Source organism: Pseudoalteromonas sp. A757, from assembly GCF_004103285.1.
Classification (GTDB): domain Bacteria; phylum Pseudomonadota; class Gammaproteobacteria; order Enterobacterales; family Alteromonadaceae; genus Pseudoalteromonas; species Pseudoalteromonas galatheae.
Map to the genome: position 1 here is coordinate 514,828 of NZ_QNQN01000074.1, position 25,717 is coordinate 540,544.

The 25,717-nt window shown below is 45.0% G+C and carries 20 protein-coding genes; 10 read left to right on the top strand and 10 right to left on the bottom strand.

Annotated elements, in window-relative coordinates:
* Positions 1–19 precede the first annotated feature (19 nt).
* Both DRB05_RS21845 and DRB05_RS21850 read right to left on the bottom strand, forming a co-directional pair.
* Positions 20–1,684 carry an alkaline phosphatase gene (locus tag DRB05_RS21845; RefSeq protein WP_128728788.1) on the bottom strand — a complete coding sequence of 555 codons (1,665 nt, stop codon included), beginning with the start codon at positions 1,682–1,684 and terminating at the stop codon, positions 20–22.
* Positions 1,685–1,859: 175 nt separating this feature from the next.
* A complete protein-coding gene (locus DRB05_RS21850; protein ID WP_128728789.1) occupies positions 1,860–3,074 on the bottom strand; it encodes a cation:proton antiporter in 1,215 nt (404 codons plus the stop codon).
* A 242-nt stretch (positions 3,075–3,316) separates the two neighbouring features.
* Here DRB05_RS21850 and DRB05_RS21855 point away from each other — a divergent pair, with 242 nt between their 5' ends.
* The 7 genes from DRB05_RS21855 to DRB05_RS21885 all read left to right on the top strand — a co-directional run bounded on the left by DRB05_RS21855 (position 3,317) and on the right by DRB05_RS21885 (position 11,892).
* A complete protein-coding gene (locus DRB05_RS21855) occupies positions 3,317–6,112 on the top strand; it encodes a TonB-dependent receptor (RefSeq protein ID WP_128728790.1) in 2,796 nt (931 codons plus the stop codon).
* An 85-nt stretch (positions 6,113–6,197) separates the two neighbouring features.
* Positions 6,198–7,544, top strand: coding sequence for a DUF5690 family protein (locus tag DRB05_RS21860; protein WP_240036286.1), 1,347 nt, complete (start codon positions 6,198–6,200; stop codon positions 7,542–7,544).
* A 17-nt stretch (positions 7,545–7,561) separates the two neighbouring features.
* Complete coding sequence (gene phnX, locus DRB05_RS21865; RefSeq protein ID WP_128728791.1) at positions 7,562–8,371, top strand: phosphonoacetaldehyde hydrolase; 810 nt, start codon at positions 7,562–7,564, stop codon at positions 8,369–8,371.
* A complete protein-coding gene (locus tag DRB05_RS21870; RefSeq protein ID WP_128728792.1) occupies positions 8,371–9,789 on the top strand; it encodes an FAD-dependent oxidoreductase in 1,419 nt (472 codons plus the stop codon). The genes phnX and DRB05_RS21870 overlap by 1 nt, the downstream gene beginning before the upstream one ends.
* Positions 9,786–10,334 carry an HD domain-containing protein gene (locus tag DRB05_RS21875; protein WP_128728793.1) on the top strand — a complete coding sequence of 183 codons (549 nt, stop codon included), beginning with the start codon at positions 9,786–9,788 and terminating at the stop codon, positions 10,332–10,334. The genes DRB05_RS21870 and DRB05_RS21875 overlap by 4 nt, the downstream gene beginning before the upstream one ends.
* A gap of 92 nt (positions 10,335–10,426) precedes the next feature.
* Positions 10,427–11,119 carry a UTRA domain-containing protein gene (locus DRB05_RS21880; RefSeq protein ID WP_128728794.1) on the top strand — a complete coding sequence of 231 codons (693 nt, stop codon included), beginning with the start codon at positions 10,427–10,429 and terminating at the stop codon, positions 11,117–11,119.
* A gap of 284 nt (positions 11,120–11,403) precedes the next feature.
* The gene (locus DRB05_RS21885; protein ID WP_128728795.1) at positions 11,404–11,892 is read left to right on the top strand and encodes a hypothetical protein; all 489 of its coding nucleotides are present in this window, start codon (positions 11,404–11,406) and stop codon (positions 11,890–11,892) included.
* Positions 11,893–12,318: 426 nt separating this feature from the next.
* On the opposite strand, the gene phnW is transcribed toward DRB05_RS21885, so the two are convergent.
* The 3 genes from phnW to DRB05_RS21900 all read right to left on the bottom strand — a co-directional run bounded on the left by phnW (position 12,319) and on the right by DRB05_RS21900 (position 15,598).
* Entirely contained in the window at positions 12,319–13,425 is a 1,107-nt protein-coding gene (phnW, locus tag DRB05_RS21890; protein WP_128728796.1) for a 2-aminoethylphosphonate--pyruvate transaminase, read from the bottom strand.
* 211 nt (positions 13,426–13,636) lie between these two features.
* Entirely contained in the window at positions 13,637–14,653 is a 1,017-nt protein-coding gene (gene galE / locus DRB05_RS21895; RefSeq protein WP_128728797.1) for a UDP-glucose 4-epimerase GalE, read from the bottom strand.
* 60 nt (positions 14,654–14,713) lie between these two features.
* Entirely contained in the window at positions 14,714–15,598 is an 885-nt protein-coding gene (locus DRB05_RS21900; protein WP_128728798.1) for a hypothetical protein, read from the bottom strand.
* Between the two features lie 135 nt (positions 15,599–15,733).
* On the opposite strand from DRB05_RS21900, the gene DRB05_RS21905 reads away from it, so the two are divergent.
* The 3 genes from DRB05_RS21905 (at position 15,734) to yjjG (ending at position 17,941) form a co-directional block, all read left to right on the top strand.
* The gene (locus DRB05_RS21905; protein ID WP_128728799.1) at positions 15,734–16,633 is read left to right on the top strand and encodes a phosphoribulokinase; all 900 of its coding nucleotides are present in this window, start codon (positions 15,734–15,736) and stop codon (positions 16,631–16,633) included.
* A 97-nt stretch (positions 16,634–16,730) separates the two neighbouring features.
* Positions 16,731–17,264: an inosine/xanthosine triphosphatase gene (gene yjjX / locus DRB05_RS21910; RefSeq protein ID WP_128728800.1), complete on the top strand. Its 534-nt coding sequence runs from the start codon at positions 16,731–16,733 to the stop codon at positions 17,262–17,264.
* On the top strand, positions 17,264–17,941 hold the full coding sequence (yjjG, locus tag DRB05_RS21915; protein WP_128728801.1) for a pyrimidine 5'-nucleotidase: 678 nt from the start codon (positions 17,264–17,266) through the stop codon (positions 17,939–17,941). Before yjjX ends, yjjG begins: the two co-directional genes overlap by 1 nt.
* A 455-nt stretch (positions 17,942–18,396) precedes the next feature.
* On the opposite strand, the gene rlmB is transcribed toward yjjG, so the two are convergent.
* The 5 genes from rlmB to DRB05_RS21940 form a co-directional block, all read right to left on the bottom strand.
* Entirely contained in the window at positions 18,397–19,137 is a 741-nt protein-coding gene (rlmB, locus tag DRB05_RS21920) for a 23S rRNA (guanosine(2251)-2'-O)-methyltransferase RlmB (RefSeq protein ID WP_095729921.1), read from the bottom strand.
* A 22-nt stretch (positions 19,138–19,159) separates the two neighbouring features.
* Complete coding sequence (gene rnr, locus DRB05_RS21925; RefSeq protein ID WP_128728802.1) at positions 19,160–21,649, bottom strand: ribonuclease R; 2,490 nt, start codon at positions 21,647–21,649, stop codon at positions 19,160–19,162.
* 79 nt (positions 21,650–21,728) lie between these two features.
* Positions 21,729–23,918: an ATP-binding protein gene (locus DRB05_RS21930; protein WP_239965949.1), complete on the bottom strand. Its 2,190-nt coding sequence runs from the start codon at positions 23,916–23,918 to the stop codon at positions 21,729–21,731.
* 102 nt (positions 23,919–24,020) lie between these two features.
* Complete coding sequence (locus tag DRB05_RS21935; protein ID WP_128728803.1) at positions 24,021–24,623, bottom strand: response regulator transcription factor; 603 nt, start codon at positions 24,621–24,623, stop codon at positions 24,021–24,023.
* Positions 24,620–25,714 (bottom strand): sensor histidine kinase, encoded by a 1,095-nt coding sequence (locus DRB05_RS21940; protein WP_240036287.1) that lies wholly within the window; start codon positions 25,712–25,714, stop codon positions 24,620–24,622. Before DRB05_RS21940 ends, DRB05_RS21935 begins: the two co-directional genes overlap by 4 nt.
* Positions 25,715–25,717: the final 3 nt, after the last annotated feature.

The window sequence follows — 25,717 nt, forward strand, 5'->3', positions numbered from 1 at the left end:
TAAAATCTAGGTGCTTGGTTTATTCAGTTAAACCAAGCGCAGTCATCATTTTGTTTGCAACATCCACATGGTGCTGCATGGTTGAGAACTGCTTAGTTACCCCTTGTGGGCCATAAGCATAAACAGGCACTGGGGCTGCGGTATGCGTACCTGTTCCCCAAACAACATTTTGCTCTGAGGCAAGCGCTCGTGCAATTTTACCTGTGTAGTCTTCTTTCGCGTATACATAGAAATCACTAAAGTCTTCAAACGCAGGGATCATATCAGCGCTATTTTCATCGTATACACTCTGACCGACTTTTGCAGCATTATCTAGCGTCACTGTGTAAGCCGTCATATCTTCAATGGTCGCTTTCCAAGTTGGGCCCGATACATTTTCATAGACTTCATCAGGCGCAGCTTCTGCAAGGATATCGAAGAAGGTGCCTGTTTGCGCGTAAAGCTTGTCTAGTTGCGCAAGCGGGCCAAAGTTAAACTTAGGGTGATATTCTTTAGCAACCCCATTTACATACATACCATCGCCAGACAGGGTCTGTGCTTCAGGACGCTCATGCTTAGAGTAACTAAAGCCAAAACTGCCCGTTTCATGGTCTGCAGTCACAACGACTAGTGTATCGTTACGGTCTTTTACCCATTCATGCACAGCTTCAACAGCTTCATCAAATTTAAGCAGCTCGTTTAACATCCAACCCGCATCGTTTGCGTGACCCGCCCAGTCAATTTGACCACCTTCAATCATTAAGAAAAAGCCATCTTCATCTTTAGATAAAATATCTAAAGCCTTAATTGTCATTTCTTTTAATGAAGGCTGCGAACAGCTGTCGTTTTGTTGACAAGCTTTATAAGCAATTGCGTCATTCATACCTGAATTTGCAAATAGGCCAAGTACTTTCTCACCTTCAAAACTATTTAGCTGTGCTTTATCAAAAGCAAGGCCATAACCGTGTTGCTCTTTTGCTTCAACAACTAGGTTAGTTTCATCTCCACGCTTTGATTTTTTGTATACGTTGCTTGGCATGCCAAGCGCGTCAAGCTGAGCTTTAACCTCTGCATTATCAGGTGTACTCTTTGGTACAAACACACGCGCACCACCAGATAACATCACATCGACATTACCTGAACGAACTAGTTGCTCAGCAATTTCTGCCTCATATGAGCGATGTGGCATATGTGCAGCGAAAGCCGCAGGTGTTGCATGAGTGATACGCGTATCTGAAACAAGACCCGTTGCTTTACCTGCGGCTTTGGCTTTTTCTAAGATAGTGGCGACTTTATTACCGTCGGCATCAAGACCTATCATTTCAGAGCCTGCCGCAATACCCGTTGCTAACTGTGTTGCCGAACAAGCAGAATCAGTCACAAGACTACCCGTTGCACCATGTGGCGCATTAAGCGATAAACCTAAATGACCACCCGCAGCAAGTTTAGAAAGCGCTGTTTGATTGCCTTTGTTTTTATAAGTTGAGTTTGGCGCGCGCTGAGCATACTCTTCAAGTAAGCCAACTTGCTGTGGTCCCATACCGTCACCGATCATAAGGATCACATTTTTTACTTGTGTCACTTCTTGCACTGGTACTTCTTTAATGACTTCAACTTCTTTGATCACCTCAACGGTTTTTGTATCGTCATCGCACGCGGTAAGTAGAATTGCAGAGATAGCAACTGTAAGTAACTTTTTATTCATTGTACTGTTCCTGAAACGTAATATTTGTCTGTAAGGCGGGCACAGTCTAGGCGCGTTACATGACTTTTTTATTTCAGCGAAGTGAAAAAAATTATTTTATTTCGCAACAAGTTACATTATAACAATACAATTTAAGTGCGAAGCTACCCTGTACAGCTATCATGATTTAGAGTAATCACTCTCTACCTGAAGTACTGGTAAATAATTTAGAAATGGGTCGACTAGATAATCCAAATACAAAAATGCTGAGCAGCACCGTTGCCATCGCCACTTGAGTAATTTGCAAACCATTTGGCAATTCTTCGCTGAGGAGCATTAAGGTTAGCACCACCGAAGCTAACCCCTTGGGGCCAAACCAAGCTAAAGTAAAGCGCTCTTTGGTTGTCAGGTCACCACCTAACAAACAGAGGAATACTGGGATCAATCTAAACAAGGCGGTTGCTAACACTGCGTACACCCAAACCTGCCATTCAGTGACTGCCAAAAGCACCATGCTGGCCGACAAACCAAACACAATCCAGATTATAAAAGCCGCAAATTCGGCGAGGTGTTCGCCTTCTTCTATAAGCTGATCTTTAAACTCATCACGATAATATTTATCAAACAGTAAACCGCTGACAAATGCAGCAATAAAGCCGCTGCCATGCAAAGCTTGGGTTACCGAGAAAACTAAAAAAGCGATGCCAACAAAGAGAAAAGGGCTAGTTTTAGACGCAAAGTAATGATGTTGATAGGCACGTTTAAGTAACCAAATGATCACCCCAGTCAGTAACCCCGCGACAACGAGTGCAATCCCCACTTCACGCATAAAAATCCAAGCAAATGATTCAGTCGTCGCTTGCATTCGCTCAGCTAATACTCCCAGTAAAAACAGAAATACCGGAATACAGAGGCCATCATTCAGGCCACTTTCTACATTAATTGCCTCACGTAATCTGGAGGGCACAGACTTATCCTGAATGAAGGTTTTGCATAAAGTGGCATCGGTTGGGGTAATGATCACCGCAATTAAAAAGCAAGCCAACCAAGATAACTGAAACAGCTCATGAGCCACCCAAGCGCCAAATACCATGGTTAATGGCAGCCCTAGTAATAATTTAACCGGTAACTGAAAGCTGTGAGATAACACTCGCAATCGCGTTTTTGCAGCATCGGAAAATAAATAAATCGCAAGCGTCAGCTCAATTACGGGCAGCAGTGTCTGTAGGCCATTAATATCTACCGCTAAAGCTTGTTGCCCTCCCTCAATATTACCAAGCACAAAGCCTATCGCCCCGCCCGTTAGCACAAACCACATAGGTGCAGTGAGCTCAGCCCTATCTAATTGTCGAGCTGTGATGCTATAGATAAAAAGAGAAAGTCCAATTGCCGCGATCAAAGCATAAATCACGTTGCCATTCCTTTACTGAAAACCTGTTGCTGATAAAGCCAGTATGACAAATCTTATTCAGTTAAGCCAAACATGTAACCACACCCTCCTATCTCATTTAAAGCGAATCAAACAACAAAGAGCAGTAGGCGCGAGTTAATTTTTCACCTTTGTGTCATCGGAATGTAAAAAACCGTCATTACTCTATCTGCAACAAACTGGACTAGACCAGAAATTTAACCCAAACTTTTGAGAAAAGAGCAATGAAAAAACTAACCCAAATCGCTGCTGTCGTGTTACTCGCCACCAGTCCCAGCTTATACGCTGCGACTGGTAAACTTGTTGGTGTTGTAAAAGACCCACAAAGTAATCTGTCTGGCGCTGTTATCTCGGTAAAGGGCCAAGATGTTTCCACTGTATCTGATTATCGTGGTCGCTTTGAACTGCCAAAACTAGAAGCAGGTCGCTACACCCTAGTTGTGAAATATATGGGTTATCAGGAAACTGAACTTCAGGTTGAGGTGATTGATGGTAAAGTTACTACGTTGTCTCCAATCTTATTAAACCAACAACAAACGATGGAAGAAGTGGTCACGGTTGGGCAAATCTTCCGTGGCGAAATGGCCGCAGCAAATAACCAAAAAAATGCCAGTAATATCAAAAGTATCATTTCTGCCGATGGGATTGGTAAGTTACCAGATAGAAATGCCGCAGAAGCGGTGCAACGTATTCCAGGTGTGTCGATAGAGCGTGACCAAGGTGAAGGCCGTTTTGTTGCAGTACGTGGTTTACCGTCACAATGGAGCTCGGCCAGCATCAACGGTAACCGTCTTCCAACCGCAGAAGAAGAAACCACCAGCCGCGCCACTGCGTTCGACTTTTTTCCAAGCGAATTGATTGAGTTTGTGGAAGTGTCTAAAGCTATCACTCCCGACATAGAAGGCGATGCGATTGGCGGTAATGTTAATTTCGTGACCAAAAAAGGCGCTGATGATTTTATCCTCAAAACCAACTTTGCTGTGGGCCAAAACGAACTGGCCGATGGTACAAATTATTCTGCCAATGTGGTGTACGGCGATCGTCTACTCGACGACAAGCTGGGTTTTATTATTAACGCCACAGCGTGGCAGCGTGATTGGGCAACCGATAACTATGAGCCGCGCCGGGGTAACGATGGCTTAGGCATTTACCGTTTAGAGCTGCGTGATTATACAGGAACCCGTGAAACTTATGGCTTAAATGGCTCGCTGGAATATCAACTTGAAAGCGGCACGCTAAGCGCCAGCGCGCTATATGGCACACTGATTGACGATGAAATTCACTATAAGCACAGGCTGCGTTTTGATAAAGACCGTGCTGAGCTACAGCATATTCGCAACGAACTCATCACCGAAATGCAAGGCTTTGAAATTGCAGGTGAACATGACTTTGGCTTTGATAAAACGCTCTCTTGGCAACTAGCGACCTACGAAAATGAGTTCCGCTATGGCGACAAACCCAACAGTGAAGACAACAGCTACTTTGTCGCCCGTTTTGATCAAAAAAATGTGGGATATGTTGGACTTGAAGACCGCGATACCGGTAAAAATTATGCCTACAACCAAGTAGACGGCGGCAGCGATCCTTGGAACGCCATAAGTAATCACTTCCCCTCGGGCTTTACACTCGATCCAAGCAAAATGGGCTTGTCTTGGGTTGAGCTATACAAGGTCTACGTCAACGAAAAAGACAGACTGGTAGCCAATGCCGACTTTGACTGGCAATACAATAACCAGCTAGCCGTTAAATTTGGGGCAAAATACCGCGATAAAGTCCGTAAAGCTGACTTTGCCGATGAATTTTACGCGTGGGACAGCGAACAATATGGCGCAGCGCCAACGCTTGCAGACTTTGCCTTAAGCGATCAACCCGGTCGCAGCGATTACTTAAGCGAAGCCAAGTTTGATTATCGCACGCAGTTGTCGCAGGTGGCTTCCACCGATGCTCTTGCTCAGTTTTGGACGCTAAATCGCAATAAGTTCAAGCTAGATGCGGGTGAATCAGCACTCATCAGCAACGGTGGAGCACTGGGCAGAAACTTTGATGTTGAAGAAACCCACACTTCGCTCTACGGTATGGCAACTTACCAAGCTAACGACAACTGGGAAGTATTAGGCGGCTTACGCGTTACCCGCACCGATACCGAAGTGTCTGGTTACACTTATTTAGCCGACGAAGACAAAGTTGTTGATACCACCAACAGCAATGATTATTGGTCAATATTACCCGCACTACATGTTACCTATCGCGCCAATGACGATACCAATTATCGCCTTGCACTAACTCGCACCTTTGCCCGCCCTGACTTTGGCTCATTAACACCAGGGGCAACTTACCTTGAGCAAGACAATCAGCTTAACTCAGGAAATCCAGCGCTCGACCCTACGTACTCAAATAATCTCGACTTGATGGTGGAACATTATTTTGACCGCGTTGGTTTGGTCTCTGCGGGGGTATTCTACAAAGATATCCAAGACCCAATCTTCCAAGCCACCAGCGTTGGCAATTACAACAACAAGCAAGGCGTGACCATCATCCGTCCTGAAAACGGCAATAGCGCTTGGCTTGCGGGCATTGAGCTGGCATTTAACCGCGACCTTGGTTTTATTTCTGACAGTTTGAGCAACTTTGGGGTAATGACCAATGCAACCTTTATGGATTCTGAAATGCAAATTCCAGAGCGCACAGAAAAAGTGGCGATTCCACGTCAGGCCAATGAGCTTTACAACTTTACGCTGTATTACGACGACACCCGTTTTGCAGCTCGAATAGCGCTGAATCATAAAGGTGCTTATATCGAAGAGCACGGCGGCGATAGCCAATCGGATAGCTACTATGGCGCCAATACCAGCGTCGACTTTACAACGTCATACCAGCTTAACGAACAAACGTTAGTTTACCTAGAGCTAAGTAACCTCACCAATGAAGCATTGCAGTACTACCAAGGTGAGCAAGGTCGTCCATTACAGGTGGAATACTATGGTATCCGCGGCATGGTCGGCATTAACTACCAATTTTAGTACCAATTTACTTGATTAAGCCGATTGGTATACACCGGTTGACGGGCAATCCACAAAGGATTGCCCTCGAATTACCGAGGATCCTATGATGTTGCAGATCTCGCTATTTAACACCCGCCCGCGCTGGCTAAAAGACGCCCAAGGTATCGGCTTTGTGCTATTTGCCGCGACCAGTGCGTTTATGACTTACTTTTGTATGTACGCCTTTCGTAAGCCATTTTCGGTCAATACCTATGAAGCCTTTGATGACCCGAGCTGGGTTGTTAGCTTTAAAATTGCCCTGATCCTTTCGCAAGTGTTTGGCTACCTATGCGCGAAATTTATCGGCGTTAAAGTGATTGCTGAAATGCAGCATCATTATCGCGGCCGTGCGATTTTGGCCATGATTTTAGCCGCCGAGCTCGCACTGGTGCTATTTGCCATCACTCCTACGGGCTGGAATCTGGTTTGGCTGTTTGCCAATGGCCTCTCCCTTGGCATGATCTGGGGTTTGGTTTTTAGCTTTTTAGAAGGTCGCAAAACCACCGAAATCTTAGGTGCGGTACTCAGCGTTACTTTTATTTTAGCCTCAGGATTGGTCAGAACTGTGGGCAAATGGCTGGTGAGTGAACTCAATGTGCCTGAACTATGGATGCCAGCGGCAACTGGAGCGATTTTTCTGCCGCTGCTTGTACTTAGCGTTGCTTGTCTCAATAGCATTCCTGAACCGACACAAGAAGATGAACAATTACGACAAAAGCGCGCACCAATGGATGGCAAAGCACGGCTGGCGTTTTTTAAACAGTATTGGTTTGGAATAACCGTGCTGGTGCTTAGCTTTTTACTCTTTACCGGCTTTCGTGACTTTAGAGATAACTTCTCAGCCGAGATCTGGCAGGCCTTAGGGTATGGGCAAGAACCCGCGATTTTTGCTTATGCCGGGATCCGCATCGCCTTTATCGTACTCATTGCGCTTGCCGCATTGGTGTTAATTAAAAATAACCGTATCGCATTTTTTGCCAACCATGGCTTTGTCTTACTCGGGGCTTTACTGCTGGCTGGTAGTACGTATTTATACCAAGCCCAAAGTCTCGATCCTAAAACGTGGATGGTACTGCTGGGAGCTGGTCTTTATATCAGTTATATCCCCTATAACTGCTTTTTGTTTGACCGCATGATCTCAGCAGTTGGCTCGACTGCGAACGCCGGGTTTTTGATTTATCTGGCGGATTCGGCGGGCTACATCGGCTCAGTGGGCATTTTGCTCTATAAAACTTTTGCCACACCTGAGCTCAGTTGGCTGCACTTTTTTACCATGGCTTGCTATTGGGTGGCGTTTATCGCAAGCGCCCTCGTAGTGAGTTCAATTATTTATTTTGCCGTGAAATTAAAGCGACCACGTAAGGCGTCAACGCAACTACGCGCCACGGCACTTTCATCACATATTTCCTAGCTAGGAGTCTTAGCAACATGAAACACATTGAAGCATTAATTTTGGATTGGGCTGGTACTGTGGTCGACTATGGTTCGATTGCCCCCACCAGCATTTTTGTTGAAGCATTTAAGCAAGCATATCAATTTGATATTTCCTTGGCTGAAGCGCGCGGCCCGATGGGAATGGGCAAATGGGATCACATTAATACCTTGCTACAAATGGACAGCGTCCGCACCCGCTGGATAACGCAATTTGGTCAGCCACCGAGTACGGCAGATGTTGACCATATTTATCAAACCTTTATGCCACTTCAACAAGCAAAAGTCGCCGACCGAGCTGCCCCCATTCCGGGCGTGCTTGCGGTGATCAAACGTTTGCAACAACAAGGCGTTAAGATTGGTAGCTGTTCTGGGTATCCCAAGCCCGTGATGGACGTACTAGTGCCTGCCGCTGCCGACTATGGTTATCAGCCAGATTGTGTGGTTGCCAGTGATGAATGTGCAGCTGGCTCTCGCCCAGGCCCTTGGATGGCGTTAGAAAACGTACAACGACTTGGCATTAATCGCGTGTCTGGGTGCGTAAAAGTCGATGACTCCGCGCCGGGAATAAGCGAGGGATTAAATGCCGGCATGTGGACCGTTGGACTTGCTTTAACGGGTAATGCGGTGGGGCTTAGCGAAGAAGAATGGACTGCGCTCGGTCACGAAGAGCAAAGTGCATGCTCACTGAGCGCTTATCAGCAGCTTGGCGAAGCCGGTGCGCACTATGTGATTGATTCACTAGTCGACATCGAAATGGTTTTGGTGGATATTTCTGCTCGAATTGCACGTGGAGAGCGCCCGTAATGCTTTTTCAGCCTTTTTGGTTTGATGAAGCAATCACTCAAGCCGATATTGAAGCCGCAGCAAGCGCGCCACCCCACGGCGCGTTGGATACCCAAGTTTGTATCATAGGTGGCGGCTTTACTGGCCTTTGGACAGCCATAACACTGAAAAAGCAAAAACCTGAGCTGAATATCGCCATTATTGAAAAGGATCTCTGTGGACAAGGTGCTTCGGGTCGTAATGGCGGAGCTATGCTGACATGGTCGACTAAATTTGCCAGCTTAATTAAAGAGTTTGGTTTAGAACAAGCCTGCTTTTTAGTGCGTCAGTCTGAGCAGGCCGTTCATGACATTAAAGCCTTTACCAATAAACACGGGATTGAATGTGACTGCCGCGTTGATGGTACTTACTATACGGCTTCAAATCTCAGCCAACGTGATGCCTTTGGTCCCATTACCACCCTACTCGAGCAACACCAGCTTAATGCGTGGCAAACACTAACTAAAGCGCAGTTACAAGCAACCGGCTCTAATGCCAACCTTGCTGGAATTTACTCCCCCCATGCCGGTAGTGTTCAACCCGCCAAGCTTGTGCGTGGACTGATGAAGGTGGCAAAAATCCTTGGGGTCAAAGTATTTGAACACACCCGCTACCTAAAGCACCAAGGCCAAGACACGCTAACCATCACCACAGACAAAGGCGAGATCAGAGCCAATCAGCTAGTATTTGCCGTTAACGCTTGGCTGCCAAGCTTATTGCCGCAGTTTTCTCGGAGCGTAGTGTTGGTTTCGAGCGATATGGCGATCACCACACCAGCACCTGAAAAGCTTGCGGCAATGGGGCTGAACCACGGTGCTCCGGTGATTGATGCACGCATTTTTGTGAATTACTACCGCACCACCTCAAGCGGTCGATTAATGCTTGGCAAAGGCGGAAATTATTTTAGTTTCAATAACCAAGTGAGAGATACCTTTCACCGTGCTAGCCGTTATCAAACGATTCTTGAACGCTCATTTAGCCATTTCTTTGCACATCACCAACTCGAGATTGAAAGAACTTGGACCGGCCCCTCAGACCGAAGTGTCTCTGGCATGCCTTTCTTTGGTCATTTAAATGGTCAAGCTAATGTGTTTTATGGCAGCGGTTACTCAGGCAATGGCGTGGTGCAATCCTATTTAGGTGGACAAATCTTAGCGAGTCTACTGCTTAATCAACATAACGACTGGCGTCACTGCGCTTTGGTCAACCAAACGCTTAAACAGTTTCCCGTCGAGCCATTTCGCACCGCGGGGGCCTTAATGGTGAGAAATGCCATTCGCCGTAAAGAAAGCGCTGAGGATAACAACACGCCACCGCATAAACTCGATGTTTGGCTAAGCAAGCTTAGTGGCAGCGCAGCAAAATTAGATCCGAACGTAAAGCAGGAGTATATAAAGTGAATGCCATTACACAAATAAAACAGCTATTCGAGCAATATGGTCACGCGACCTATGACGAGGCATGTAGCCAAATTTACCATGCCGAGCAATGCGCCACCCTCGCGAAAGAAAATGGTTATGATCAAGCGACCCAAATCGCTGCATTTTTACATGATATTGGCCATTTTGTTGCCCAGTCTCAGCATAACCCAGACTTTACCCCACAAGGGTATAGCAATCATGGCGATTTAGGGGCGGATCACTTAACTCAGCTTGGCTTTGACCAAGCAGTGACAATGCTAGTGCGCAAACACGTAGATGCGAAACGCTATCTGGTCAGTATTGATGAGGAGTATTACCAAACGCTCTCTCCAGCCAGCCAATTAACACTAACAAGACAAGGCGGAAAGATGAGCAGCGAAGAACTTGCGGCATTCTCCAAGCTGCCTGAATTGGACGCCATTATCGCGCTGCGTCGTTTTGATGATTTAGGAAAAGATCCGAGTTTAGCCGTTTTGCCTAGTCGTTATTGGTTTAGCCAAATAGAAGCCTATTTGGCGAGTTAGACTAATCTGAGTTTACAAGTCTCAAATTATAAATATTTATCCTGTCATAAAACGATAGTAAGCTTGTCACAAAAGGTTTTATCGACTCAATTATGCTGCTTTATCAACGTATTCGAAACCATATCCAAGCGCTGCTAGCCGCTGGCAGCATGACGCCCGGTGCCAAGTTGCCTTCAGAGCGTGCGCTGCAAGAAACATTTAGCTCAACACGGATCACTGTCCGTGAAGCCCTAGCACGACTAGAAGCCGAAGGACTTATCTTTAGCCAAAAGCGTCGCGGCTGGTTTGTCACACCGGAAAAACTCAAATGGCATCCAGCTAAAAAAGTGAACTTTAACCACCTTGCCATTGAACAAGGCTTTACACCAACAACTCAAGTAGTGGCAATTAATGCCCCTTCCACAGAGCCTGAGTTTAGCCACTCTCATTTTAACGGCCAACCGGTGTATGAATTAACTCGAGTACGTGCGTTAGATGGTCGCGCAATGATGATGGAACAGATCTATTGTGCAGCCGAACGTTTTGCCGACTTACACAACCAACCGCTGGATGGCTCAATCACAGAAGTGATGTCGACTCACTACCAAGTTGACGTCAGCTTTGAACATTGTGTAATAAGCGTTACCGTACTACCCGATGATGTTGCCGACAAACTAGAAAAGAACAACGGCGCTCCTTGCTTAAAGGTACTGCGCGCCCGCTATGACGCCGAGCAAGCATTGGTGGATTACAATATTGAATATTGGCTCCATGACGCCATAGAAATGATTGTTGAAGGCGTGTAACCCCCGTCCCCGTAGATCGTGCTCTAGCACGACAACTTTTCCATTACCTGCGACTGTCCTATTTTAGAAATAGCGCTAAGTTTAAATTTGGTACTCCGACATTTGACAACTGCAAGGAACATCAAGATGGCTAATTTTAATGAGCGACTTAAAGGCCTAGATCTAAGTCGAATAACACAGTTACACTTTCGCCGCAATGATGTTTAAATGTGGGGGTTTGATTGATAAAGTCAGTTGCGAATAACCCTCAATAGAAGACAAAATTGGAAATACGGAATTAGCTAATGAAAAAAGTGCATGAATGGATCATGGCTCCTCACATGATAGAAACGTCCTATGCATACCTCTTATCGTCCAAATTGATGTGGCAACACAATATAACTGTTTCAATTGTTCACGCAGCACTATCGTTAGAAATATTGTTTAAAAGCTTTCATGCTGAAGTATCCGGTAATGAAGGGCAAATAAACGAAAAATATAAATTAAAAACTGATGGCATCCTAAAAGGTAAAGACAAACATGATTTATTGAGCCTCTATGATTCACTACCAACAGATATCAAGCTCTTGTTTGAAAGTGACTTTACTAGAGATGTGCTTACAAAATACCGCAAAGTTTTTGTGGATAGTAGATATGTTTATGAGAGGGATGCTATTTCTGGGGGGTCAGATGCACTGGCATCAATTGCTGATATGTTGATCAGGAAAACTGTTGAAATATATAGACAGCGTGGGTGCGATGATATATGGATAACTCAATACCCTAATGTTTAATTTATATTGGAATACGTATCATTGCTTACGCAGTGTTTATTACATACACCAGAGACTTTCCAGCTTCTGTTAGTACAGCGATGATCTGTGATTTGGTATAACGTGATTTTTCTTAGTTAGCCTCCGGCTTTAATGAGTGCTGAAGACGCCAATTATGCATGCCTTATTTTATGGAAAGGTGACACTAAAGGGGTGTAACCCCCTTAACCCATCGCCGCGTAAAGCGTCTCCTACCCTAACGGTTTACCAGTATATTGCTTCAGTAATAGCAATCGCCGCGTAAAGCGGCTCCCACCATAACGGTTTACCAGTATATTGCTTCAGTAATAGCAATCGCCGCGTAAAGCGCCTCCCACTCTAACGGTTTATCAATACTTTGCTTCAGCAATACCCATCGCCGCGTAAAGCGGCTCCTACTCTGACGGTTTACCAGTATTTTGCTTGTGCGATAGCTTCGAGTAGTCCGCTAATATCTGCGGCATACACTTCGCCAATATTACCAATTCGAAAGCAATCTGCATTTGATACTTTGCCGGGGTAAATCACATACCCTTTTTGCTTCAATGCTTCATAAAAGCGCTTAAACTCATAGCTTTCGTCACTTGGTGAATAAAAAGAAGTGATAATAGGTGAGTGCATGGCTTCTGGTAACAAGGCTTCAAAACCAAGAGCTTTCATGCCGCTAACGAGTTGTTTTTGATTTTCGCTGTAACGCTTAAATCGCGCAGAAACGCCTCCCTCTTGCGCCAATTCTTCCAGTGCCTTGGCAAAAGCTCTGACAACATGCGTTGGCGAGGTAAAACGCCATTTACCATGATGACTTTCCATGGTTTTCCACTGGGCGTGAAGATCCAGCGAGAGTGAACGTGCTTGTCCTTCAGAGGCAACCAGCAGCGCCGTTTTTGCGATCACAAAGCCAAAACCAGGAACACCTTGAATACACTTATTTGCTGAGCTAATGAGGATATCAATTTGCCACTCATGCATATCCATCTCAATGCCGCCAAAACTGCTCATGGCATCAAGGATCATTACTTTATTGTGATGTTTCGCAAGCTCCGCTACGCGCTTAGCCGGGTTCAGCATCCCCGTTGTAGTTTCGCAGTGTACCATTGCTACGTGGGTGATCTCAGGGTGTTGCTCAAGCGCTTGTGAGATCTGCTCAAGTTGCGGCAATTCGGTTTCAACAAAGTTGAGCGCTATCACATTAATATTTAGATAATTGGCTATCTCAATAATACGCGCACCATAAGCACCGTTATTGATAACCAGTAAAGTGCCAGACTTAGGAGTAAAAGTCCCAATAGCCGCCTCTACACTTGCTGTACCACTGCCCTGCATTAAGGTTGCGCTGTAGTCACTGCGATACTGCGGATCTGCAACCGCAATTTCACAAAGCTGCTTGCGAATAACTTGCACCACACCTTGGTTATATTCATCATCCCAAGTGCACCAGTCTTTCAACATGGCTTCTTTCACGGTGTGAGAGGTACTAAGTGGGCCTGGCGTCAGGAGTAAATAATCGTTGTTCATAACTTGCCTCTAAACTGGTCTATACCAGATTATTTAACCGAGTTTAGGTGACAACGGCATGACAGTTTTATGAAACTAAAATTGATGTAGTAATGAAGTTCAGTGAAACCTCGCCTTTACCCTAAATGGCAAAGGCGAAGAGAAGCAACAGAGGCTCTGGTTGTTATCCCGAGTTTAGGTTATTTAACCTGAACTCAGGATAAGAAGTTAGTTAATATTTATAACCGTTTGGATTATTGCTTTGCCAGCGCCATGTATCTTGCATCATGGCATCCAATCCACGCTCTGCATGCCAGCCTAATTCGGATTTGGCTTTTTCAGGCGCAGCATAACAGGCGGCAATATCACCATCGCGACGCGGCTTAATATCATAGGGTATAGCTTTGCCTGCAGCCTTTTCAAACGCGGTAACCATCTCAAGTACCGAGTAGCCATTGCCGGTACCTAAGTTATAGATATGTGTGCCTGCTGCTACTGCGATTTTCTCAAGCGCTTTTAAATGGCCAATAGCTAGATCAACCACATGAATGTAATCTCTCACGCCCGTACCGTCTTTGGTGTCATAGTCGTTACCAAATACGCCTAAACTCGCCAGCTTACCAACAGCAACCTGTGAGATGTAGGGCAATAAGTTATTGGGAATACCATTGGGGTCTTCACCAATTAGTCCCGACTCGTGTGCGCCCACTGGATTAAAGTAACGCAAAATAGCAAAGGCCCAGCGCGGGTCTGATTTAGCGACATCCTGTAATACCATTTCAACCATCAACTTTGACGTACCATAAGGATTGGTTGTGCCACCAACTGGGAAATCTTCACGAATAGGAAGGCTGGCAGGATCTCCATATACCGTCGCTGACGAGCTAAAAACAAGCTTAAATACATTAGCGTCACGCATTGCATCAAGGAGCGTTAACGTACCTTGGACGTTGTTTTGATAATACTCGATTGGCTTTTGAACCGACTCTCCTACGGCTTTTAAACCTGCAAAGTGGATCACTTCATCAATATCATATTGCGCAAATACACTATCAAGAAATGCCTTATCAAGAATATCACCTTGATGGAATGCAGCTTCCTTTCCTACTATCTCAGCGACTCTATTTAATGAAGTCTGCTGAGAATTGCTTAGATTATCTACGACCACTACCTTTTTGCCTTGCTGTAGCAGCTCTAATACAGTGTGAGAGCCAATATAGCCTGCGCCACCTGTTACGAGAATCGTCATATCTATTCCTACGGTTGTTATCTATGTATTGCGTTTAACATGCAATTTAATGTATCGCTATCAGTCTTCGCTGTGGCATACAAATGCCAGCTTGTTATCAAAAAAGCTCAAGCGAGAAATTGAAGTCTGACAGTAACTTCTTAAGTTTCTTAATAAGTGGACTTTTTTAGGCGCATTTAAATCTCGGTAATAAATTTTATTATCTAGTGCATACGCCACTTTATTATCATCCAACCAGGTATAATCTTGCACTTGACTGGGAAGAGCAAAAAATCGCTGAATATGATCGCTCTCTCTGTGGTAGGTTGCGAACCACATCAAGCCATTGACTTGATAAGTAAAAGCAAATACGTCACGCGCACGGTTGTAAGACAAAGTTCGACCAATATCTTCGGCAAGTATTTGTGGTAAATGACCGTTAATATCTGTGTATTGTAAGGTATGCGGAGCACTTTCAGTCGCACCTAAAATAAACATAATCAGATCTTGGTTGCTCCCCCAAGCATGATATCCAACAGGTTCAATATGCTCAAAAACACGACTTGGTTTTGTAGCCTGATCAAACGGATAAAACCACAGTTTTTGCTTACCGGATCCCTCAACCACAATCGTCGTTAACCCTTTCCCATTCGGGTGTAATGTGGGCGAATATTCGGAGACAGGGGATTGCGTGAGGTTGGTTGTGTTTTGGCTTTGAAAATCGTAAAAAAACAGATCCGTTTGACTATTGCCATCAGCGCTAACTTCCGCGGTGTAGTAAACCCCAGAATCAGTCACTAGCGGCTGATTAAAATACGCGGTGTTTTCGGTAATTGGTTTAGCACTAAAATGTTCACCTAATTCAGCTAGCCAAATTTGGCTTTTGGGCATGGCTGAATAAGCCGGTAAACAGGACGCGAAAGCGAATAGACAAACTGCGAGCTTCACACGCATTGAAATGGGCATGGACGTTCCTTTGATTTTTCATTGTAGTTATATCACCCCGCTATGATACCCAACACTCGCCCTCAAGCAAAGCTTGCCAAAAACTTTGCTTCGCGTAACATCGAATTAACGGATGATGAAAGCTAAGGCAGATTTATGTCAGACAAACACCCTATTATCGCCATTACTGGTAGTTCAGGCGCAGGCACTACAACAACGACAAGCGCGATAAAACACATATTCCGCAGTCTTAATACCAAAGCCGCCTATGTCGAAGGCGATAGCTTTCATCGCTACACTCGCCCTGAAATGGATAAATTGCGTCGCGAAGCGCTGCAAGAAGGTAAGCACATTAGCTACTTTGGTGAAGAAGCCAATGACTTCGGCGCATTAGAAAGTCTGTTCAAAAGCTATGGCGAAACCGGCAATGGCAAAGTCCGTCGCTACCTTCATACGTTTGACGATGCCGTACCATTTAATCAGCTACCGGGCACTTTTACTCCTTATCAAGAGCTAGAACAAAACACCGATATGCTGTTTTATGAGGGGCTGCACGGCGGTGTCGTGACCCCCGAATATGATGTGGCCAGCAATGTTGATTTATTGATTGGCATGGTGCCTATCATCAACCTTGAATGGATCCAAAAGCTCATTCGCGATACCAATGAGCGCGGCCACTCCAAAGAAGCGGTCATGACGTCAATTGTGCGCTCAATGGATGACTACATTAATCACATCACCCCGCAGTTTTCTCGCACGCACATTAACTTTCAACGCGTGCCCACCGTAGATACTTCTAACCCATTCAGTGCTAAAGACATACCATCATTAGACGAAAGCTTTGTGGTTATTCGCTTTCGTGGCATCGAAGATGTTAACTTCCCTTACTACTTACAAATGATTGAGGGCAGCTTTATGTCTCGTGTAAACACGTTAGTTGTGCCGGGCGGAAAAATGGGATTGGCAATGGAGTTGGTGCTGACTCCACTTATCAAAGAATTATTAATAAAGAAACGCGCCCTTGAGAATATGGCACCAGTCGATTTACCGATTTAACCCAGCTTATGTTTTGATAAGGAATAATAGCTTCCTTGCATCGCTCCATATCACACTTTACACTGACGCCTTTTAGGGCATCACGAGTAGTTGTTATATGGACGTGCTTACCATTTTAGTGGGGTCTAAAAACCCAGTAAAAATCAATGCTGCAAAAACCATCTTTGCGCAGTACTTTCCCAATGCAAAAATTGACTGTCAGGGTATCTCAGCGCCGAGTCTCGTTGCGGATCAGCCTTTAGGTGAACAAGCCACCCGCGAAGGCGCAGAGAATCGTGTTACTTACTTACAGCAACATCATCAAGCGGATTTTTATTGTGCCATGGAAGGAGGCGCTGCCAAATTTGAATATGGTGCAGCTACTTTTGCTTATGTCGTCATTGCGGATAACCGTCGTAGGAGTGTCGGCCGTAGTTGTAATTTGCCTCTTCCGGCGTCGGTGTACACACGTCTTGAACAAGGTGAAGAGCTAGGACATGTAATGGACGACCTGTTCAACACCACCAATATCAAGCAGCAAGGCGGTGCGATCGGTTTATTAACCAACCATCTTGCCACCAGAGAAAGTAGCTACACGCAAGCCTTATTACTCGCGATGGCACCCTTTAATCACCCAGAGATGTATTTATAATGCCGAACTATACACATATTTTATTTGATGCGGATGAAACCTTATTTAGCTTTAATGCCAAACTTGGATTACAAACGCTGTTTACTCAATATGACGTTGTGTTCACTGACGAGGACTACGAAGAATATAACAGCTTGAATGCGCCACTTTGGGTGCAGTATCAAAATGGTGAAATTGACGCAAAAACACTTCAGGTAACGCGTTTTAGCCGCTGGGCTGAAAAACTTAATGTTGCGCCTGAATCGCTCAATGCGGGATTCTTGGCAGCGATGGCAGAAATTTGCCAACCGCTACCGGGTGCAAAAGCATTACTCGACAGCCTGAAAGGCCAATGTACTTTGGCTATTATTACCAACGGATTTGCCGCGCTTCAGCAAAAAAGATTGGAACATACCGGCCTTGTGGATCGTTTTTCTGAAGTGGTGATCTCTGAGTTGGTGGGTAAAGCCAAGCCAGATCCGAGTATTTTTGCGCATACGTTAGCGCTGTTGGGGAATCCCGATAAATCCAAAGTATTAATGGTTGGCGACACGCCAGCGAGTGACATTTTAGGCGCAAACCGCTTTGGGATTGATAGCTGTTGGTTAAAGCATGATGGCAAAGTCTGCCCCGAGCATATCAAGCCAACCTATACCGTAGAGTCTCTTAGAGAGTTGCAAGCGATTTTAATGGGGTAATGCCCTGTACAATTGTGTGGGGGTAAGGCGACCTTTCGGGGTTTAAAAAGCTCGCCGTGAAAATCGGCTCCTACCAAAGAAAGCTCGCCGAGACAATCGACTCCTACCAAAGGTAAACCTGAGTAGGAGCAAGTTTACCTTGCGAGCTCTTAAAGCTGCTGAAGATGCGCCGCGAAAATCAGCTCCTACCAAAGGTAGACCTGAGTAAGAGCAAGTTTACCTTACGGACTTAAAAGCTCGCCGAATAAATCGGCTCCTACCAAACGTAGAGCTGAGTAGGAGCAAGTTTACCTTGCGGATTATTAAAAGCTCGCCGAGTAAATCGACTCCTACCAAAGAAAGCTCGCCGATTAAATTGGCTCCTGCCAAAAGTAGAGCTGAGTAGGAGCAAGTTTACCTTGCGATCTCTTAAAGCTTTTGAAGATGCGCCGTGAAAGCCGGCGCTTATTAAGTGATTAAAGTGCTGAGCGCTGTCTTAACACTTCAAATAGACATACACCGGTCGCAACCGATACATTTAAGCTAGACACGCTACCTACCATCGGGATCTTAACCAGTTCATCGCAATGCTCTCGAGTTAAACGGCGCATGCCATCACCTTCAGCGCCCATTACAATGGCCATAGGCCCAGTCAGGTTTGCATCAAAAACAGCTGTATCGGTTTCACCTGCCGTACCCACAACCCACACGCCGGCTTCTTTAATATCACGCAATGTGCGAGCAAGGTTGGTTACTTGGATAAGCGGAACCGTTTCTGCAGCGCCACACGCTACTTTTCTTGCAGTGCCATTCAGCTTTGCAGACTTATCCTTTGGTACGATCACACCATGTACACCTGCTGCATCAGCACTGCGCAGACATGCACCTAAGTTATGAGGATCCGTTACCCCATCAAGTACCAAGAAAAATGGTGTGGTTTCTCTTTGAATGATCTCATCAAGATCTTTTTCATTGTATGCGCGCGCCGCTTTAACATTGGCAATAATGCCCTGATGTTGCTCACCATTCGCTTTGTTATCAAGCGCTTTACGCTGCATAAACTGCACTGAAATACCAAACTTTCGGGCATCGTTTACGACTTGATTCAAACGCTTATCTTCACGTCCCTTTAGTGCATAAATTTCTAAAAAGCGCTCCGGCGCGTTATTCAAAATGGCTTCGATTGAATGAAAGCCAAAAATTAATTCGTTACTCACGTTAAAGCTCCCGCTTTATAATCTATTGCGCTTTTTTGCTGCGATTTCTTTCATTTTTACCTGGGCGTTTTGCTTTGCCCTTTGCCGCTTTGGCTTTTTTACTCGCCGATTTCTTCTTCGACTTCAGCGTGCCTGCCTTTTTCGCCTGTTTGAGCTCCCCTTTAGGGGTCGTTCTTTTGCGCTTTTTGGCTTTGTCATCGCCTTTATTATCTTTATCGCGACCAGACGTTTCACCGTCACGGCGCTTAGCTCCTGGGATTTTACCCGTTTTTAGCTGCTCACGAACACTACTTGCTGTGCTTTTCGGCGATTTTCGACGCCTTGAATAGCGATCTGAAAGACCTTCTTCAGCCAAAGCTAAGTTGATGCGGCGATCGTCCAAGCTAACTGAAGCAACCACAACGGTAAGTTTATCGCCGAGTCTAAACACCGTACGACTATGCTCGCCAATCAAACATTGCTTTGCACCATCAAAGTGGAAGTACTCATGCCCTAAATTGCTAACATGGATCATCCCGTCAATCTGCAGGTCGTCCAACCTCACAAATAATCCAAAGTTGGTGACCGATGAGATCACACCGGTAAATTCATCGCCAACATGATCTTGCATAAATTCACATTTAAGCCAATCAGCAACTTCACGAGTGGCGTCATCAGCGCGGCGCTCTGTCATTGAGCACTGCTCACCCAGTTGTTTCACTTCATCTTCATTGTAGATGTAAGCGCCATTCACTGGCTGTTGCTGTTGTTGCAAAATACCTTTGACAGCACGGTGTACCACCAGATCCGGATAGCGGCGAATTGGTGAGGTAAAGTGTGCATACGCTTTTAAGGCCAAACCAAAGTGGCCAATATTTTCTGGCTGATATACCGCTTGCTTCATTGAGCGCAGTAGCATGGTTTGGATCAATTCTTTTTCAGGGCGGTCACCCAGTGACTCGATCGCTTGCGTCAACTCCTCAGGCGAAGGGTCATTGGGCAGTTGGCTTTCGATACCCAAGTCTTGCAAGAATTGTCTAAATTGGCTCAACCTTTCAGGATCTGGCTCATCATGAACACGGTACAAGCTATGGGCTTCGTGTTTTTCCAATAATTTTGCTGCTGACACGTTCGCCAAGATCATACACTCTTCAATCAGCTTGTGAGCGTCGTTACGAACCACAGGCACAATAGAGTCAATCTTCCGATGGGCATTAAATACAAAGCGCGTTTCTAAAGTTTCAAACTCAATCGCGCCACGCTCCTGCCTTGCAGCCTTCAGCGCCATATACATGTTATGGAGCTCACTAAGATGAGGCACAAGAGGCTGATAATCGGCTCTGAGCTTTTCGTCACCTTGTAAAATCGCATGGACTTTGGTGTAAGTAAGACGAGCGTGAGAGTTCATCACGGCTTCGTAAAAACGGTAGCCAGACAAACGACCCGCTTCGGACACGGTCATTTCCGCAACCATACACAAGCGATCTACCTTAGGATTCAATGAGCATAAACCGTTCGATAGCACTTTAGGCAGCATTGGCACAACTTGCTCAGGGAAGTACACCGAGTTACCACGTTCAATCGCTTCTTTGTCAAGCGCAGTGCCTTTGCCTACATAATGAGACACATCCGCAATAGCAACCCATAAACGCCAACCACCTGACTTTTTACGCTCACAATACACGGCGTCATCAAAGTCACGGGCGTCTTCACCATCTATGGTCACTAACGGTAAATCACGCAGGTCAACGCGGCCTTGTTTGGCAGACTCTTCAACAAACTCACCAAGGTTTGCAACTTGTGCTTCTACCTCACTTGGCCACTCATGAGGAATGTCATGATTGCGAAGTGCCACCTCAATTTCCATACCCGGTGCCATATGATCGCCAAGCACCTCAAGTACTTTACCCATTGCATTCATTTGTTTGCTAGGGCTTTGAGTGATCTCTACCTGCACCATTTGATTATGACGAGCACCATTTTCTTGGCCAGGTACGATGATGATATCTTGAGTAATGCGAGGATCTTCTGGCACCACAACTGCCATGCCAAACTCAACAAAATAACGACCGACGACTGGCGCACGCTCTTTTTCAAGTACCCGTACAATGCGCGCTTCCACCTTACCACCTGAGCCTCGACTGCCAGCCTTCGCTAACACCCAATCGCCATGCAGCACACGCTCCATTTGATACTTAGTGATAAACCAATCTTTGGGTTCGCCTTCGACTTCTAAAAAGCCAAAGCCGTCACGATGTCCAACAACGCGGCCTTTGACTAGACCATCATCACTTGGAATGGTGTAACACTTAAATTTATTGAAGTGCAGTTGACCGTCTCGCTCCATTGCGCGCAAACGGCGTTTAAGCGCAATTTGACGTTCTTCGTCTTGCACTTTTAAATCGTTACACAATTGAGAGAAAGAAGGTGGTTTGGCCGCGCTTTTAATGTGTTCTAAGATAAATTCGCGACTAGGTACTGGATTGTCGTATTTTTGCTGTTCTCTATCGAGATAGGGATCCTGTTTTGGCATTACTGTCTTGTTAAATAAGCTATGCTGTTATTTTAACCCAAAATAGCCTAATGACCTAGGCCAAGATCGATGAATCTTTTTATGCAGATAGATTAACCACTGGATTTGATACTGACTCCAATGTTGAAATTTGAGCGTGAAGCTCTAATAAACGCTCAACCGAGCGTCTAGCAAGCAGCGCAAGTGCGTCCCAATCGACTTGCTCTTCAGAGTAACTCAGCTGTACTGTTGCTGCTTGAACAAGCTCTGCAAAATTCACCATGCCAAGCTCCAGCGCTTCGTTTTCAATGTAGGCTAGTTTATCAACGGCTAAATCAGTTACATTTAACTCTGTGAGTCCTTTAATTTGCGCAATCTCATATTCAAACCTGTCTGCTAAATACATTAACTTCGTTGCCAACACACCTGAGCTTTCCCGGTTCGCAAGGTCCATAAATCTTGACTGATCAATTAACGTTTTACATTCTAAACGCGATGTTGTTTTTACAGTCGCACATTCAAGTGATGCATATAAACGGCTCGGCAAGACCGGCTTAGTTAAGCAGTCCTGCATGCCAGCCCGGAGGCATCGTCTTTTCAATTCAGGATCGCCATCACCCGTTAACGCTACAACCTTTACGCTTGAGGTAAAACCAATTTCGTTGAATCCCTCTTTAAACCACTCAAGGCCATTACCATCAGGTAAGCGCATATCCAGCAGAACAATATCGAAATTATGTTCTAATAGCGCAACTTCGGCTTCTGCTAAGCACTTAGCAATAGAGAACTCACTCACCATATCGTTTAAATAGGTACTGATCACATCAATATTCATGGCGTTATCTTCAACAACAAGCACATTGAGCGCCAGCTTCTCTGTATTAAACTCTGTGCTCTGTAACGGTGAATCACTACACTGACAATCTAGCTCAAAGCTAAACACAGTGCCGGTACCAAGCTTGCTGTCGACGTTAAGTTCAGAATCTAGCCCTTGCAATAGCTGCTTGCATAATGCCAACCCAAACCCAGCACTTTGCGAGATGGATTGCTCATTGTTTAACGTCACAAAAGGTTCGAAGATCTTTTCCATTTGTCCTTCAGTCAGCCCTTTACCTGTATCTTTGATAGCAAAGCGAATTGTTTGCTTATCCTCATCACGACTTGTTCCTTCTAGGATCAGTGTAATGACACCTTTATCTGTATACTTAATCGCGTTCGAAAGCAGATTTCTGAGTACTAAAGACAGTGTATCTTGCTCAATAACATGTACATCTTGCGGATACAGACCTTTAACCTCCACCCTTAAGTTCAATCCTTTAGCCAACGCCAGCGGCTGTAAGAGGCGGATTAACTCTTGCGAGAGACTATAAAGCGAAACAGGTACGCGATTTTGCGCAGCATACTCCCCTTTTGCTTGCAGCAATACCTGATTAGCTAAATCTGACATCGACATCGCAGCATGGACGATAACATCGCATAATTCAGCATGACGATTTGGCTCTCGCGGTACTTTTTTCAGCGATTCAGCATGACCCACAATGGCATTTAGTGGTGTTCTTAATTCGTGACTTAATAACGTTAAAAATTGTCCCTTGACTTGTGCTGAGTGCTCAGCAGCAGTTTTTAATAGGTATAGTTCTTTTTCACGTCGACCACTACATAGTAAGCATAAAGAGAAACACAGCAGCAGTGGCATCGTACTAACAGTAACAGCAAAGAACTGGTTAACCCAATTTGCTGAAACAAGACTATCTGTCACTGAATAGCCACCAAGCATGACCACTCTAAAAGTAAATACCGCCAGTAAGCTCAAGCACGATAGGCCAAACGCCCAATGTGCCACATTAAATTCCTTCGATAATAATTTTTGGCCTTTATTTAATGCCCGTAGACAGTAAATCATCGCCATCGCCCAAACTAAATAGTTAATCGCAACGCGAGCTATAAAATTAAAATCTACGTACAAAAAGTAAGTAAAACTTGGAATGCCTAGTGTGGCTAGTATATACCAGGGCATATAACTGCTTTTCACACTAAAAAACGCGTCAACACCACGAGCCAGATAAAAAAGCCCAAATGCAATGGTAAGGTTTGGAATAAAAATAGAGACCGTAATGGGAAGTGAATATGCAGCTAATAAACCACAGCCAATTGCAGTGAGCACAATGAAAATAAGCCAATCTCGCGTACCGGGAAGAGCTTTATTAATACACCAATTCACTGCCATAAAGACTGAGCAAATCACAGTCGTTATTGCGGTAACTTGAATAAGCACTTTTGGATCCATCATCACACTCAAAATAATACATTATCATTACTTTTGGAATAGCGCAGTATATTACTGCGTCCGATCATTTTGAAGTACTAAGTAAATATAAGCTATTACAGTTGGTTACAGCCATCCTTTTTGCTTAGCAATCCTAGCTGCATCTACTCGATTTGTCGCATGTAATTTCGCGATGGCGTCGGATAAATAGTTCCTTACCGTACCCTCACTCAAAAATAGCCGCCCTGCAATTTCGGCTGTTTTCAACCCTTCGCTCGCCAAACGTAGCGCCTTACGCTCTTTATCAGTAAGTGGGTCTGCGTCTTCAAGCGCATATAAAGCAAGCTCAGGGTCGATGACCTTTTGTCCTTTCATTACCTTTTTCAGCGTTGATAGCAAGTACTCACTTGGGGCTTCTTTTAATACAAAGCCATTTACTCCTAAGGCGATCGCACGACGAATATAGCCCGCCTTAGAAAAGGTCGTCATGATAACCACTTTTGTGTCTGGCATTTTTTGTTGTAAGTGCTGAGCAAGCTCAAGACCAGTAACTTGTGGCATTTCAATATCCGTTAGCACGATATCAGGCGTTAACTTAGCTAATTCTGCTTTTGCAATTTCACCATTCTCAGCTTCACCTACCACTTCAATGTCTCTATCTAGATTTAGTAATGCTGCTATTGCTCCCCTAACTAATGCTTGATCTTCAACAATAAACACTCTGATCATACGTTATCCCCTATTACCGCCTTAAAATATCCGCCTTGTTCCGTGCTATACAATAACTGACCACCGCATTCTTTCAATCGGGTACGAATACCCACTAAGCCATTCCCTTCTTTTATGGACTTTATAGAGCCATTATCTTTAATTTCCACAAAGACATTACTATCAGTTTGCCTTAGTGTGAAACTAACCTTATCGGCGTCGCTGTGGCGAATAATATTAGTGCATACTTCTTTAGCAAAAAAGCACAAGCAGGCTTCGCTTACTTTATCTAAAGTGACCGCCTGCAATTCAAGCGTTACTGCAATGCCCTTATCTTTTAGCCTCGATGCCAAAATGTGCAGCTGAGCATCAAGCGCTAGCTGATGGTAGCCGGTGACCGCTTGGCGCACTTCGCTTAGTGCTTCTCTCGCTAAGTCTGCAACCTGCTGCGCTTCTGATTGCGCTTGCTCTAGTGCATTTGCAGCGGCAAATTTGCTCGCCAACTCTGCTTTCAACGCTATTGAGCTAAGCGAATGGCCGAGTAAATCATGTAGGTCGCGCGCAATACGCTCTCGCTCAGCGACGGCCCCCAAACGTTTAATTTCCTCTTCGCTTTGACGCTGTAACTCACGGTGAACCCGTTCTCGGTGAGACATCCAACCAAAAATAAAGAGTCCGCATGCCACACATAAGGCAGGCATCAAAAAGTAAACCGTTTGCTGTGTGGCAACATATTTGGCAGTCAGTAACACCAGAACGACAATGATAAACATCGCAATGACTTTATAGCGAGGGAGCAAATTAAAACCGCAAAAAAAAGCAATAAAGCCAAATAATGAACTCGTCCCGGTCGTCACCCAACTACCTGCAACACAAAGCCCTGCCATCAGCACTAAATTCATCACCAACGCATTGCCCGTTTTTGTAATACTCTGCCAATAGAGCAGGACAAAACTAAGGTACACAACAACTTGCAACGCAATATTAACTGCGCTCAATTGCGCCCAATTAAATATCAATGGGAAAAAATAAAAGGTTGAAAATATAAGGGGTCCGGCATTCCAAAATGAGCGCCGTTTCTCAACTAGGGTAAATTCTGTGGTTATGGACACAAG